The sequence below is a fragment of the Pseudomonas sp. MT92 genome (assembly GCF_058792515.1).
On the sequence record NZ_JBXAFA010000001.1, the window covers coordinates 30,276 to 44,674 of the forward strand.

10 protein-coding genes are annotated in these 14,399 nt (G+C 61.0%); 8 read left to right on the plus strand and 2 right to left on the minus strand.

All coding sequences use genetic code 11. The features are described from left to right. The first annotated feature begins 10 nt into the window (after positions 1-10). From AC1Q6D_RS00180 to AC1Q6D_RS00190, 3 genes are all read left to right on the plus strand, one after another. Positions 11-2,041: a pyridoxamine 5'-phosphate oxidase family protein gene (locus AC1Q6D_RS00180; RefSeq protein ID WP_103403001.1), complete on the plus strand. Its 2,031-nt coding sequence runs from the start codon at positions 11-13 to the stop codon at positions 2,039-2,041. A 110-nt stretch (positions 2,042-2,151) separates the two neighbouring features. Further along, complete coding sequence (locus AC1Q6D_RS00185) at positions 2,152-3,348, plus strand: DUF3142 domain-containing protein (RefSeq protein ID WP_103403009.1); 1,197 nt, start codon at positions 2,152-2,154, stop codon at positions 3,346-3,348. After that, complete coding sequence (locus AC1Q6D_RS00190) at positions 3,335-5,455, plus strand: hypothetical protein (protein ID WP_103403000.1); 2,121 nt, start codon at positions 3,335-3,337, stop codon at positions 5,453-5,455. The genes AC1Q6D_RS00185 and AC1Q6D_RS00190 overlap by 14 nt, the downstream gene beginning before the upstream one ends. On the opposite strand, the gene AC1Q6D_RS00195 is transcribed toward AC1Q6D_RS00190, so the two are convergent. After that, positions 5,456-6,085 carry a LysE family translocator gene (locus AC1Q6D_RS00195; RefSeq protein ID WP_103402999.1) on the minus strand — a complete coding sequence of 210 codons (630 nt, stop codon included), beginning with the start codon at positions 6,083-6,085 and terminating at the stop codon, positions 5,456-5,458. Positions 6,086-6,230: 145 nt separating this feature from the next. Here AC1Q6D_RS00195 and AC1Q6D_RS00200 point away from each other — a divergent pair, with 145 nt between their 5' ends. Beyond that, entirely contained in the window at positions 6,231-6,704 is a 474-nt protein-coding gene (locus AC1Q6D_RS00200; protein ID WP_103402998.1) for an Lrp/AsnC family transcriptional regulator, read from the plus strand. A 109-nt stretch (positions 6,705-6,813) separates the two neighbouring features. On the opposite strand, the gene lpdA is transcribed toward AC1Q6D_RS00200, so the two are convergent. Then, the gene (lpdA, locus tag AC1Q6D_RS00205) at positions 6,814-8,214 is read right to left on the minus strand and encodes a dihydrolipoyl dehydrogenase (RefSeq protein ID WP_103402997.1); all 1,401 of its coding nucleotides are present in this window, start codon (positions 8,212-8,214) and stop codon (positions 6,814-6,816) included. Positions 8,215-8,432: 218 nt separating this feature from the next. Here lpdA and hflK (AC1Q6D_RS00210) point away from each other — a divergent pair, with 218 nt between their 5' ends. From hflK (AC1Q6D_RS00210) to AC1Q6D_RS00225, 4 genes are read left to right on the plus strand one after another with little or no spacing between them, the layout of a single operon-like run. Next, positions 8,433-10,394: a protease modulator HflK gene (gene hflK, locus AC1Q6D_RS00210; protein WP_103402996.1), complete on the plus strand. Its 1,962-nt coding sequence runs from the start codon at positions 8,433-8,435 to the stop codon at positions 10,392-10,394. Further along, complete coding sequence (gene hflC / locus AC1Q6D_RS00215; RefSeq protein ID WP_047535344.1) at positions 10,391-11,434, plus strand: protease modulator HflC; 1,044 nt, start codon at positions 10,391-10,393, stop codon at positions 11,432-11,434. Before hflK (AC1Q6D_RS00210) ends, hflC begins: the two co-directional genes overlap by 4 nt. Beyond that, the gene (gene hflK, locus AC1Q6D_RS00220; RefSeq protein ID WP_103402995.1) at positions 11,431-12,489 is read left to right on the plus strand and encodes a protease modulator HflK; all 1,059 of its coding nucleotides are present in this window, start codon (positions 11,431-11,433) and stop codon (positions 12,487-12,489) included. Before hflC ends, hflK (AC1Q6D_RS00220) begins: the two co-directional genes overlap by 4 nt. Then, entirely contained in the window at positions 12,486-14,393 is a 1,908-nt protein-coding gene (locus tag AC1Q6D_RS00225; protein ID WP_103402994.1) for a cation-translocating P-type ATPase, read from the plus strand. Before hflK (AC1Q6D_RS00220) ends, AC1Q6D_RS00225 begins: the two co-directional genes overlap by 4 nt. The last annotated feature ends 6 nt before the right edge of the window (positions 14,394-14,399 follow it).

A 14,399-nucleotide genomic window follows, 5' to 3' on the forward strand; every position in this document is an offset into this window, starting at 1 on the left:
AGTAGCCGTAATGGACCGTTCACCGTGGCATGCTGGCGAGAAACAGATGCAGGCTCATGTCGGCGTCGTCGAGCGGATGGAGGTATTAGGTCGCAGGGTAATTCGCAGCGAGATGCCGGACCAGCACCGCACGTTCTATCGGCAACTGCCGTTCATGCTTTACGGCGCGGTGGATGCCGAGGGCAACCCGTGGGCCAGCGTGCTTGAAGGTGAGCCAGGCTTCGCCCATTCACCTGAACCAGGGCTGTTGCAATTCAGCAGTCTGCCGACTGCCGATGATCCGGCGCAATTGACTGACGGCGCTGCGATTGGCCTGCTGGGGATCGAACTTCACACCCGGCGTCGCAACCGTATCAATGGTCGTGTCGGTGCCATGTCGGCGAGCGGCTTTAGCGTGACGGTGCAGCAGTCCTACGGTAATTGCCCGCAATACATCCAACTGCGCCAGTTTCGTTCGGTGCCGCTGGAAGATCCGGCAACGCGACGCGCGCAGCATGACAGCGAGTTGGATGATGCGGCCAGGGCGATGATTGCCGAGGCAGATACCTTCTTTGTCGCCAGCTATGTGGACGTCGAGGGTGAGCGTTCGGTGGATGTCTCCCATCGCGGCGGTCAGTCCGGTTTTGTACAGGTTGAAGGTAATCGCCTGACCATCCCGGATTTCGCCGGCAATCTTTTTTTCAACACGCTGGGTAATCTTCTGGCCAATCCCAAGGCCGGTTTGTTGTTCATCGATTTCAACTCAGGTGACCTGCTGCAACTCAGCGGGCGCACCGAAATCATTCTTGAGGGCCCACAGGTCGAAGCCTTTCAAGGCGCCGAACGTTTATGGACGTTCCACGTGGAACATGTGGTGCGTCGGCCGGGAGCTTTGGCGTTGCGCTGGCGTTTCGACGGCGTCTCTCCCACCAGTTTGCTGACCGGCACTTGGGCGCAGGCCAAGGCTCGTCTGCAAGCGCAGGCCCTGGGCGATAGCTGGCGGCCGCTGCGGGTGGTGCGGATTGAACCGGAAAGCCACAACATTCGCTCGATCTATCTGGAACCCGCCGACGGTGCCGGGTTGCCATTGTTCCACGCCGGGCAGCATCTGCCTTTGCGGTTCAACATTGATGGCGAGGTGCATATCCGTACGTACAGCCTGTCGAGCGCACCGTCGGACGACTTTTTCCGCATCAGCGTCAAACGTGATGGACGTGTGTCTTCACACCTGCACGAACAGATCCAGGTCGGCGATCTGCTGGAGGCGCGTGCGCCTCAAGGGCATTTCACCGTGGCCCCTCATGAGCGCCGTCCGCTGGTGTTGATGGCCGCTGGCGTCGGCATTACGCCGCTTTTGTCGATGCTTCGAGAGGTGGTTTATCAAGGTTTGCGCACCCGCCGCATTCGGCCGACCCTGTTCCTGCAGAGTTCGCGTACGTTGGGCGATCAAGTGTTTCGTCGTGAACTGGATCGCTTGCTTGATGACGCTGGGGATGCCGTCAGGGTGGTGCGGCTGCTGAGTCAGCCAGAGCCTTCGGCGCGGGAAGGTGAAGATTTCGACCTGACCGGACGGATTGACGTCGCACTACTCAAGGACCTGCTTGAGGCCGATGACTACGATCAGCTGGATTTCGTCCTGTGTGGCCCTGGAAGTTTTACCCAAGCGATGTACGACGGACTACGCGAGCTGGACATCCGCGACGTAAGGATGCACGCCGAAACCTTCGGGCCCTCCACATTGCGTAGACAGCCAGACCCCGACGCCGTGGTTATCGAACAGCCGCCAGCCGCTACCACCTCGGTGCCGGTGGTGTTCCAGCGCTCCGCCAAAGAGGCGCGCTGGCAACCCGATGGCGGCAGTCTTCTGGAGCTGGCAGAGAGTCGCGGGTTGCGACCGGAATTCAGTTGCCGAGGGGGTTCCTGCGGGACCTGCAAGACTCGCCTGATCAGTGGCCAGGTGCATTATCCACAGCCGCCCGCCGAAGTGCCGGAGGAGGGACAGGTGCTGATTTGTTGTGCGATTCCGGCTCAGGGCGAGCAGCCTTTGGTGCTGGATATCTGAAGGATCGTCATACGCCATCATTGCCCGTGGATCGATGGCTCAGTAGGGTAGAGCGCAGAACGAAAGGGCCGTCACTGGCCCTTTCTGCATTTTCAGGGATGGGCGCTTTCATGGTTTTTCTGACTCGCTGGATCCTCCTGCTGACGTCGCTCGCCCTGTTCAGTGGTTGCGAACGGCAGGACGCTCCGCCACTCGATCAGCAGCTCTACGTCTGGCAACGACAATGGACATCCGACCACGACGTCGCACTGAGGGACAGCCGCACAGACTTTTCCACTTTACGGGTGCTGGCGCTACAAGCCTTTCCCCAGGCTGGCTGGAGTCGTGCACGAGTTGATCCTGCATTGCTCAAGCGAGACGGGCGGCCACTGATTGCGGTGATTCGCCTTGATGGTCAGCTCAAGTCGTTGGATCAGGATGAGGTGACGACACAAATTCAACAGGTGATCAGCGATTGGCAGGCACTGGGACTGAGCCTCTGCGGTGTGGAAATCGACCACGACGCCGGTAACGCTCGGCTACCGGCCTACCGCGAATTTCTTCAGCGGCTGCGCGCCCATCTGCCGGCCTCATTACCCCTGAGCATTACCGCGTTACCGGCGTGGCTCGACAGTCGCGAATTGCCTGCGTTGTTATCCACAGTCGATAGCAGCGTGCTGCAAGTGCATGCCGTCAGCGACCCGCGTCGTGGGTTGTTCGATCCGGTCCAGGCCCGGCAGTGGGCGAACGCCTGGAGCCGTATCACTTCGAAACCCTTCTATTTGGCGTTGCCGGCCTACGGCGTCGCGTTGTTGCCTGGTGGCGGCGGTGTGCCGATCGTGGAAAGTGAGATACGCATCGAACGTGAGGGCAAGCGCCAGGAGTTGCTGGCCGATCCCCAGCAACTCAGACAACTCAGCGCCGAGTTGCGCGCCGATCCACCGGCGCATCTGGCCGGACTGATCTGGTTTCGCCTGCCACTGGCCAACGACCGTCGAGCCTGGAGCCTGACGACCTTGCGTGCGGTGGTGCGCGGTGATGCCTTGAGCAGTCGGTTGGCGCTGAAACTCTCCGCTCAGGAAGGCCTCTATGACATCGGCATCAGTAACGAGGGCAACCTCGACAGCGCCTGGCCCGAACGTGTGACATTGGCGGCGCGAGGGTGTGAGGGGGCGGATGCGCTGGCCGGTTATGCGTTGCAACAAGGCCCGGATCTGCTTACCTTCACCCGCCTGCATGAAGGTCGAATAGCGGCTGGCGGACAGCGGGCCATGGGTTGGGCACGCTGCGCACATATTGATCAAGGAGGTTCGAATGTTTACCCGTAATTGGCCCCGCCATCTGCTTTGCCTGAGTCTCAGCCTGCCGCTGGGTTCGGCGTTGGCGTGCGGGCCGGATTTCCCCATGCGCCTGCTGGACAACCGTGGCCAGTCGCTGGCGGAACTGCCTGAGGGTAACTTCAATTTCGAGGTCAATCGCCTCGGGCATGCCATTGCCGGGCTGAAACACGTCACCCAAGCCGTCAACAGCATGGAAGCAACCGACTATGCAGAACAGCGCAGTCAGGCCGAGCAGGCAGGTTTGACGGCCGAGCAGCAGGCGCTGGTGCAACAGTTGCGTGGTTTGACCGATGCCCGGCGGGTTGAGGTTGAGGGTGAAAGTCTGCCGGCCGAGCTCAAGTTCTATCTGGCCGGTGCCGTGGCATTTGCTGGCGGTGACCATGGTCTGGCGGCGGAATATTTTCAGAAAGTACTGGCGCTGCCGGCCGATCAACGGCCGTTACGCAGCACCTGGGCCGCTTACTCGTTGGGACGGGCGTTGTTTGCCATGAGCTCGGAAGCGGGCGCCGGTCCCGATGTGCTGGCGCAGTCGCGCCAGGCGTTCGAACAAACCCGGCAACTGAGCATCGATGGCTTCAGCGATCCGCTGGAGCTGGGTGTGGCCAGTCTGGGTGAACAGGCCCGCGTTGCCCGGACGGAGGGCGACTGGAACAGCGCCATCGAGCTGTATGCCACGCAAAACCTCCAGGGCTCGGCGGTCGGCTACACCTCGCTGAAGCTGTTGATGGCTGATCTGTCAGCGATGCCGGACGATCAACTGGCCGAACTGCTCAAGGGCAAACCGGTGCAGCAACTGATCACGGCGTCCTTGATCAGTCGACTGGGTTGGTCGTTCGGTGATCAGCCGGCCAATGAACAGAAATTGATCAAACTCTTGCAGAGCAGTACGCGGGGCACACTCGATAACGCGGATCGTCTGGCGGCGGTCAATTATCAACAGGGTGACTACGCCAGTGCCAAGGCCTTCCTCGAACACGCCGGCGATGGCGGCCTGGCTTGGTGGCTGCGGGCCAAACTGGCGGTGCGCGAGGGTGATAAAAGCGCCGCGGCTGCCGCTTATGCGAAGGCCGCCCAGGCTTTCCCGCAGAATGAATCCTGGGGTGAGCGCAGAACGCCGGACTACGACTACGAAACGCTCCAGCCCAAGTGTCGGGTCGATGGCGAAAGCGCGATTCTGGCCTTGCAGCGCGGGGATTATCTGCAGGCTTTTGATCAGCTTTATAGAAGCAACGACATTTACTGGTTCGATGCGGCAACAGTCGCCGAGCGTGTGCTGACCGTCGACGAGCTCAAACATTACGTCGACACTCAGGTGCCGGCGCCACCACCCCTGACTCAGCAGGATCGCGATAACTATGTGCCGCTGCCGGTGGCCGCCAAGCTGCGCAACTTGCTCGGGCGGCGCTTGTTGCGTGAAGCACGTTACGACGAGGCACCGGCCTACTTCGACAGCCTGGATTTGCAGAAAAAGGCAACGTGGTATGGGCAGTTGCGCCACGACGCTGAATCAAAATGGTGGCCGAGCAAGCGTGCGTTTGCCTACTTCCACGCTGCAACGCTGGCCCGATTCAACGGAATGGAACTCCTGGGTTACGAGATGGCTCCGGACTACGCCACATTGGCTGGCAATTACAGTCTCGAAAGCAACGAACTCAAAGTCGGTCCATGGGTGGCTGAAGAGGAAATCGTTCGCCAGCGAGCCAGCGCTGCCCAACCCGATCAGCGTTACCACTACCGTTATGTCGCGAATGCATTGGCCAGCCGTGCCGCTGATTATTTGCCTCATACCAGTCAGGCTTTTGCGGCTGTGCTGTGTGAGGCGACGGGGTGGAACACCGGTCCGGATGAAAAACGCGCTTTCTATCAGCGCTATGTCAAAGAGGGGCCTTATGTGGATTGGGCAGTATTTTTCGGCGAACGCTGCCCTTATCCGGATTTCCAGAATGCTGACAAGCGTTATGTGACCCAAGCGGTGGCGCCCATCCGTGCAGCCCTTCGGCCCTACAAAAAGTGGCTGGAGATGGGGGGGGTCATGGTGTTAACAGCGATAGCCCTGCTGCTGGTCAACCGTCATAAGCGCAAGAAACGAGCTTAATTACGCCTGCTGAACAAAGGTCAGCCGCACGGCGAAACCAATCAACAGGCTGCCGAACAACCACTGTTGCAGGCGTTGGGCCGATGGACTGCGCTGCAACCATCGGCCAAGCGCCGCACCGAGCAGCGCATAAGCACTGTCGAACAGCAAACCGACGGCCACCAACACCACACCCAAGGTCGCGAATTGTGCGAGCACCGGGCCGGCGTGTGGATTGATGAACTGTGGCAACAGCACAGAGCAGAACAACAACGCCTTGGGGTTGAGCAGGTTCGTCAGCAAACCGCGCTGGATCGCCTGCGCCCAGTGCGGTTTCCCGGTGGTTTGATGGGCGCCATTGAGGTTCGGCAACAGGGTCGTGCGCAGGCACTGAACACCGATCCACAACAGGTACGCGGCGCCGGCCAGACGCACCACGTCGAAGGTCCAGGGCGCCGCCTTGAACAGCGCCGCCAAACCCAATGCCGCCAGCGCCACATGGCAGGCTCGGGCGATGGCCAGGCCCACCGCCGTGGCCAGCGCCGCGCCTTTGCCCTGGCGAGCACCGGTCTGCAACAGCAGGATCATGTCGGGGCCGGGCAATAAATACACCACCGCCAATGCCATTAAAAACAGCCAGAGACCCGCCATGTCGCACCCCATTCGTTGTCGATTCGGTAGGGTCAGTCTAGGGCGCAAGGGCGGGGCAGGTGGTTGCGTAGTTCGCTTCTAAAACGGCCAGCCTTGGCATAATCTGCCAGGCTATGACCTCTGTGCTATCGGGATCTGCCAAACCATGAAACTGGATGCCTACGACCGCAAGATTCTTGCCGCGCTGCAACGGGACGGACGCTTGAGTAATGTGCAGTTGGCTGACGAAATCGGACTGTCTGCGTCACCCTGTCTACGGCGGGTGCGGATGCTTGAAGAGGCCGGGGTGATTCGTGGCTACCAGGCCAATCTGGGCCGTGATGAAGTCGGGCTTGGCTTGACCGTGTTTGTCGGGGTCAAGGTCGAGCGCCACAACGACGAGCAGGCAGAAGCCTTCCGCCTGTCAGTGACGGCGTTGCCCGAAGTGATTTCGGCGTTTCTGGTGTCAGGAGAGTCAGATTTTCTTTTACAGGTGGTGGTGCCGGATTTGCGCGCCTATGACCGTTTTCTCACGGGATGCTTGTTGAAATTGCCGGGCGTGAGCGATATCCGCAGTAACTTTGCCATTCACACGGTGAAGACGCCGGGGGCGTTGCCCTTGGGGCATTTGCCGCTTTAGCTCAGGCGATCTTTTCGCGAGCGGGCTCGCTCCCACAGATGAACGCATTTCAAGTGGGCGCGAGCCTGTTCGCGAAAGCGATGGACTCGCCACAGAAAAATCAGGCGCCTTACATCTGCGTCGCCATCCCCTCCACATTCATCGCGGCCTGGCGCAACGCCTCGGAGCGAGTCGGGTGTGGGTGGCAGGTCAGGGCGATGTCTTCGGCGGACGCGCTGAACTCCATGGCCACGCAATACTCGCCAATCATTTCACTGACGCTCGGGCCCACCAGGTGCACGCCGAGGATTTCGTCCGTGCGCTCATCGGCCAGCACTTTGGCAAAGCCTTCGGTTTCGTGATTGATCTTCGCCCGGCTGTTGGCGGTAAAGGGGAATTTGCCGACTTTGAATGCGCGACCTTCGGCCTTCAGTTGTTCTTCGGTCTTGCCGACGCTGGCCAGTTCCGGTTTGGTATAGATCACGTTGGGGATCAAGTCGTAATTGACCTCGCCGGCCTTGCCAACGATCTGCTCGACGCAGGCCATGGCTTCGTCTTCGGCCTTGTGCGCGAGCATCGGGCCGGAGGTGACATCACCAATCACCCAGATGCCAGCGGCTTCCGTGCGGTGGCCCTTGTTGGCGAGCATGCCGCGTTTGTCAGTGGCGAGGCCGACGTTTTCCAGCCCCAGGCCCTGTGTGTAAGGTCGGCGTCCGATGGCCACCAGTACGTAATCGGCTTCAATCGACTCTGCGGTGCCGCCTGCGGCGGGCTCGACGCTGAGTTGGACGCCGGTGGCGGACGTTGTGGCGCGGGTCACTTTTGAACTCAACTTGAAGCTGATCCCTTGTTTGCTCAATGAGCGCTGCAGGGTTTTGCCCGCTTCGCCGTCCACGCCCGGGCAGATCCGGTCCAGGTATTCGACCACGGTCACCTGAGCTCCCAAACGCCGCCAGACCGAACCCAGCTCCAAACCAATCACCCCCGCGCCGATCACCACCAGGTGTTTCGGGACTTCGGTCAGTGACAGTGCGCCGGTTGAATCGAGGATGCGTTGGTTATCGATGTCCACGCCGGGCAGGGGAGTGGGCTCGGAACCGGTGGCGATAATGATGTCTTTGGCGCTCAGTTCGGTCTTGCCACCGGCACTGTCCGTCACCGTGACTTTGCCCGGCCCGTCGATATGGCCCCATCCCTTGATCCAGTCGACCTTGTTTTTGCGAAAAAGGAACTCGATGCCTTTGGTCAGCCCGGTCACGCTTTCGTCTTTCTGTTTCATCATTTGAGCCAGATTGAGCGTGGGTTTGACCTCAATCCCCAGGTTGGCGAATTCCGCGCCCATCGCCGCGTCGTAAAGTTCGGAGGCGTGCAGCAAGGCTTTGGATGGCATGCAGCCGACGTTCAGGCAGGTGCCGCCCAGCGTGGCGCGTCCTTCTACGCACGCGGCTTTCAAACCCAGTTGGCCCGCGCGGATCGCTGCGTTGTAGCCACCGGGGCCACCGCCAAGTATCACAACGTCATAACTGCTCATGGATTACTCCTGGAATGAAAGCGATTGGGGAAGGGGTAAACGTAGTCTTTGATAAAAAATTACGATCATAATATGAGCGTTTAAGTGCATTTCGGTCAAGGCTTCAGGCTAGCGACAGGTTGAGCCTTTTTAGATAGCGCACATATGTACGGAAATTTCACTGGTTGCGTTATATCGTAACTAAATGTGACGTTGAGCAATGTAAACACTGGGGTGGTATGCAAGTCGATCTCGATGAGGAAGGAGCGCAGGCAGCCGGATTGCCGCGCTTTCAGCAGGCCGTTTTTCAAGGGCGACGATTGCGTCTGCTCACCATCGGTCTGGGTGTGCTCGCGGCGATGGGTCTGGTGTTTGGTTTTTTTGTCGGGCTGTTTGCGCCGCAGTCCCTTTGGCCTGCCCTGTTGTTCAATCAGAGCGCTGCGTTGCTGGTGCTGGTTGCAGGCTTGCAATCCGCCGGGTGGGTGACGCAATGGCGCGCGCGGGCAATGAGTCCGCTGGCGCCGTTGATGGTCGCCCCGGCAGAGGCAGAAGCCCCGGCGGGCGGGTACGAGCAGCTTCGCGCGCGGATCCGTCAGCGATGGCTGAATCTGCTCGGGCAAATCGGTGCGCCAACACTGTGGTTGGGTGGTTGGGCGCTGCTGGCATTACTCAGCGTCGAGCAAGCCTGGAACCTTGATTTACCGCCCGCCGCTTTGGGCTTGTCGGCCACTGTCGGCGCTGCCATGGCGCTGTTGCTGGGCTTTGGCTTGCTGGTTCTTGAGCGTCAGCTGACGCAGGAAGGCAGCGCCCAATGGCCAGAAGCCGGCACGTTGGCACAGTTGATCCGGGTGGCAATCATCAGCCTGATACTCGGTGCGTCATGCCTGTTGTTTGGCAATGAAACCTCGGTCTGGCCGGTGCGTCTGGCTGTACTGATCGGCCTGTTGCCGGGACTCGTTGCATCCGAATTGTTGCTGCGTGCCGTGTTGTCATTGTTCAGCCCTCGTCGAGATCGACTCGAACCTGCTTTACTGGCGCGCAGTTTTATCGCCGACATGCTGCGCTGGCCGCCACAACCCTTGCTGGCCCTGCAGCACGAATTGCACAACCGCTTCGGCATCGACCTGCGACAGATCTGGGCCTTCACTTACATGCGTCGGGCGTTTTTGCCGGTGCTGGGCGTTGTCGCCCTTGTCGGATGGTCGCTGACCGGTATTCATGAAATACCGTTGCAAGGGCGGGGGATCTACGAGCGCTTTGGCCAACCAGTGGCGGTATTCGGTCCTGGATTACAGGCGGGTTTACCCTGGCCGTTGGGCAGGGTGGTGAGTGTCGAAAACGGTGTGGTTCATGAATTGGCCACCAGCGTGGGTGAAAAATCAGCACCCGTGCAGGCCGACCCCGCCGAAGGCCCGGCGCCGATAACGGCCAACCGGTTGTGGGACGCCAGCCATGTGAATGACAAATCCCAGGTGATTGCCAGCAGCCGTGCCGACAAACAGAGCTTCCAGATCGTCAACATGGACGTCCGGTTTGTCTATCGCATCGGTTTGGATGATAAGGCTGCGCTGGCGGCGACTTATAACAGCGCGGACGTGCCGACCCTGATCCGCAGCACCGCCAGCCGCATTCTGGTCCACGACTTCGCCTCGCGAACCCTTGACGGCTTACTCGGTGAGGACCGGGTCGGGCTCGCCGAAGAGATTGGTCGGGCCGTGCAGGCCGACCTGCAGAAGCTCGACAGTGGCGTTGAAATTCTCGCCACGGTGGTCGAGGCGATCCATCCACCGGCAGGGGCGGCCAATGCTTATCACGGCGTTCAAGCGGCGCAGATCGGCGCGCAGGCCCTGATCGCCCGTGAACGCGGCGCCGCCGCCAAAGCCACCAACCAGGCCCTGTTGCAGGCCAGCATTGCCCGCGATCAAGCCACGGCGAGTGCCGAGGAAATCAATGCGACGGCCAAGGCTGCCGACCTGAAATTTGCCGCCGAGAAAAAGGCTTATGCCAGTGCGGGCCAGGCCTTCGTGCTTGAGCAATACCTCAGTCAACTTTCCCAGGGCCTGGCCAATGCCAGGTTGCTGGTCCTCGATCATCGCCTGGGCGGCAGCAGAAATGCGCCGACCATCGACCTCCGTACGTTCACGTTGCCGGCTGACCCTGCGCCGTCGCGTCCATCCGCTCAGCCAGGAGCCGCCCATTGAGCCAGTCGCATACCCACGATCATGATGACCACAGTGGCCACGATCACGGCCATGGCGGGCATCACCACCACGGTCATCACCATCATCACCACGGCGATCCACAAGAGGCCGGTCCGTTCCCTTGGCGACGCATGGGGTGGGCCGCGTTGCTGGTGGCGGTTGCGGTAGCGGCCGCGAGCCTGGTGCAAGTGCGCTCGGGTGAAGCGACGGTGATTACCCGTTTCGGCAATCCGTCGCGGGTCTTGCTTGAACCCGGTCTGGGGTGGCGTTGGCCGGCGCCGTTCGAAGCGGCGATCCCGGTTGATTTGCGGTTGCGCACCACGTCCAGCGGTTTGCAGGATGTGGGCACGCGCGACGGTTTGCGCATCATCATCCAGGCGTATGTGGCCTGGCAGGTGCAGGGTGACCCTGACAATGTGCAGCGCTTTATGCGTGCTGTGCAAAATCAGCCGGACGAAGCGGCGCGGCAAATCCGCACCTTTGTCGGCTCGGCGCTGGAGACCACGGCCAGTAGTTTCGATCTCGCCAATCTGGTGAACACCGATGCCAGCCAAGTTCACATCGCTGATTTCGAAGCGCAGCTGCGTAAGCAAATCGATCAGCAGTTGCTGACCACCTATGGCGTGCGGGTACTGCAAGTGGGTATCGAACGCCTGACCTTGCCTTCAGTGACGCTGACGGCGACGGTTGATCGTATGCGCGCCGAGCGTGAAACCATCGCCACCGAACGCACGGCCATCGGCAAGCGCGAAGCGGCACAAATCCGCTCGGCGGCGGAACGTGATGCGCGGATCGTCCAGGCCGATGCGACGGTGAAAGCGGCGGACATCGAGGCGCAATCCCGGGTCGAGGCCGCGCAGATTTATGGCCGCGCGTATGCCGGTTCACCACAGCTCTACAACCTGCTGCGCTCGCTCGATACCTTGGGCACTGTAGTCACGCCGGGTACGAAACTGATTCTGCGCACTGATGCCGCGCCTTTCCGGGTGTTGGTTGATGGCCCGCCAACCCTCGATAACAAGTCCGGATCGCAGCCATGAGTTGGGTTCCACGTGGAACAAATGAGTTGAGCAGCCCCTGGATACAGGCCGGGCGCCTGGCATTTCTCGCGCTTTACGCGGTAACGGTCTTGGCTGCTTTGGCGTGGGCGTTCTCCAACGTGCGGCAAATAGACCCACAAAATCGTGCGGTGGTGTTGCACTTCGGTGCCCTGGATCGCATCCAGAATGCTGGTTTGCTATTGGCCTGGCCGCGACCGTTCGAGCAGGTGATTTTGCTACCGGCGGCGGACCGGGTGATCGAGCGTCGCGTGGAAAACCTGCTGCGCACCGACTCCGCCTTGCAGGCCGATCGCGTGGCCAGTTTCGCAACGCCGATCAGCGATGCGCTGGCAGGTTCCGGTTACCTGCTGACGGGGGATGCCGGTGTGGTGCAACTGGATGTTCGGGTGTTCTACAAGGTTACTGAGCCATATGCCTTCGTGCTTCAAGGCGAACATGTACTCCCGGCACTGGATCGAATGGTGACCCGTAGCGCGGTGGCACTGACCGCCGCACGTGACCTGGACACCATTCTGGTCGCCCGACCGGAACTGATCGGTGCCGATAATCAGGCAGCCGAAAGACGTGAGCGCCTGCGAGGTGATCTGGTGCAAGGCATCAATCAACGCTTGGCTCAATTGGCGGCGACGGGGCAGGGACTGGGGATCGAGGTGTCGCGGGTTGATGTGCAATCGAGTCTGCCAGACCCTGCGGTCACCGCCTTCAACGCGGTGTTGACGGCCAGCCAACAAGCCGACAAAGCCGTGGCCAACGCGCGCACGGAAGCGGAGAAGCTGACCCAGACTGCCAACGAACAAGCCGACCGCACACTGCAGGTCGCCCACGCTCAGGCCAGCGAACGGCTGGCGAAGGCCTCTGCGGATACGGCCACGGTGTTGAGCCTGACCCAGGCGCAACAACAGGGCACCGACCCGCAAATGTTGCTGCGTATCTACCGCGAGCGGATACCGAAGATTCTTGGCCAGGCTGGCTCGGTCACCACGGTTGATCCGAAAGACGATACCCGCCTGATCATTCAGGGAGCTGCACAATGACCGCTCAAACAGCTGCGCCGAGCATGTTGTCCTCGGCAGAACAACGCAGCGCTGCCCGTCAGTTGACGCTGGCCATGCTTGCACTCGGCTTGCTCGCGCTGGGCCTCTTGTGGCGCTGGTGGGCGCCGGATCAGATCGGTGTCAGCCAATTGCTCCTGGGTTTTGCTTCCGTATTGGTGGCCGTGCCGGTCATGCGGTCGGCCTGGTACAGCCTGCGGTATCCGAGTTTGCACGGGATTACCGATCAACTGATCGCCCTGGCCATGCTGGGGGCCTGGGCGACAGGCGATCTGCTGACGGCGGCGTTGTTGCCGATCATCATGATCTTCGGCCACGTGTTGGAAGAGCGCAGCGTCATTGGCTCGCAAGAAGCCATTCACGCCCTCGGCAAACTGACTCGCAGCCATGCACGCAAGGTCCAGGCGGATGGCTCCATCGTCGAGGTGGACAACGGTACGCTCAAGGCTGGCGATCGGGTGGAAGTTCGCGCCGGTGACCGGGTGCCGGCGGACGGTCGGGTGTTGTCCGGTCAGGCGAGTCTGGACACCGCGTCCATTACCGGCGAATCGGTGCCGATGGAGGCCGGCGTCGGCATGCCGGTGTTCGGTGGCGCGATTAATCTCGATGGCCTGCTGCGCATCGAAGTCACCCGAACCGGCCGCGAATCGACCCTCGGCAAAGTCATCGCACTGATGCAAAACGCCGAACGTTCCAAGCCGCCGATCACCCGGTTGCTGGAGCGTTACGCCGCAAGCTACATGGTGCTGGTATTGCTACTGGCCGCCGTGACCTGGTTCATCACCAACGATGCTCAAGCCATGCTTGCGGTGCTGGTGGCGGCTTGTCCTTGTGCGCTGGTGTTGTCCGCGCCAGCGACTGCGATTGCCGGGGTGGCGGTGGCGGCGCGGCACGGCATTCTGATTCGCAGCTCGGCTTTTCTTGAAGAGCTGGCAGACCTGACGTCGCTGGTGGTCGACAAGACCGGAACCCTGACCTTCGGCACCTTGCGCCTGCAAGCCATCGACAGCCCGCTGGAGGACCGCAGCCACGTCCTGAAACTCGCCGCCAGCCTCGGTTCCGCCAGCAGTCACCCGGTCAGTCGGGCGCTGGCCGGGCTGGTGACGCAGGATCATTTTTTGCTGTTGTCGAACATTCACGAGCGGCAGGGCTTGGGCGTGGTGGCCATGACGGAGCAAGGCGAAGCCGCATTGGGGCGACCGGAGTTGTTCGCTCAATTGGGCATCGCCACCTCAGATGTTCCAGACCACGACGGTCCGATTGCCGGGCTGGCGCTAAACGGTGAATTCCTTGCCTGGCTGTTGTTGGCCGACAGCGTTAAACCGGAAGCGAAATATGCCTTGAACGAGTTACGCGAGCTTGGATTGGGTCGGCAGCTGTTGCTGACCGGCGACCGACAAAGTGTCGCGCACTCGCTCGCTCGGGACGTTGGCATCAATGACGTCGAAGCGCAGGCCTTGCCCGAGGACAAGTTGAACCGCGTGCTCAAGGAGATCGGCAGCGGTTTCCGGCCGATGGTGGTGGGGGATGGAATCAACGATTCGCTGGCACTCAAGGCGGGCGTGGTCGGTGTTGCAATGGGCGCGGGCGGGGCGGATATCGCCTTGGCGTCGGCTGATGTCGTGCTGATCGGCAGCGACTTGCGCCGCCTCGGTACCTGCGTGCGCTTGAGTCGGCAATGCCGACAGACGTTGCAGGTCAATGTGATCATCGGCCTGGGGTGGACCCTGGCGATTGTGGCCTTTGCCGCGTTCGGCTGGCTCGGTGCGGCGGGCGCGATGATTGCGGCGGTCTTGCATAACCTCAGTACATTGTTGGTATTGGGTAACGCAGGGCGGCTGCTGCGCTTTCAAGAACCGCTGCTCAAGTTAAAGGATGAGGACTGAGTGCAA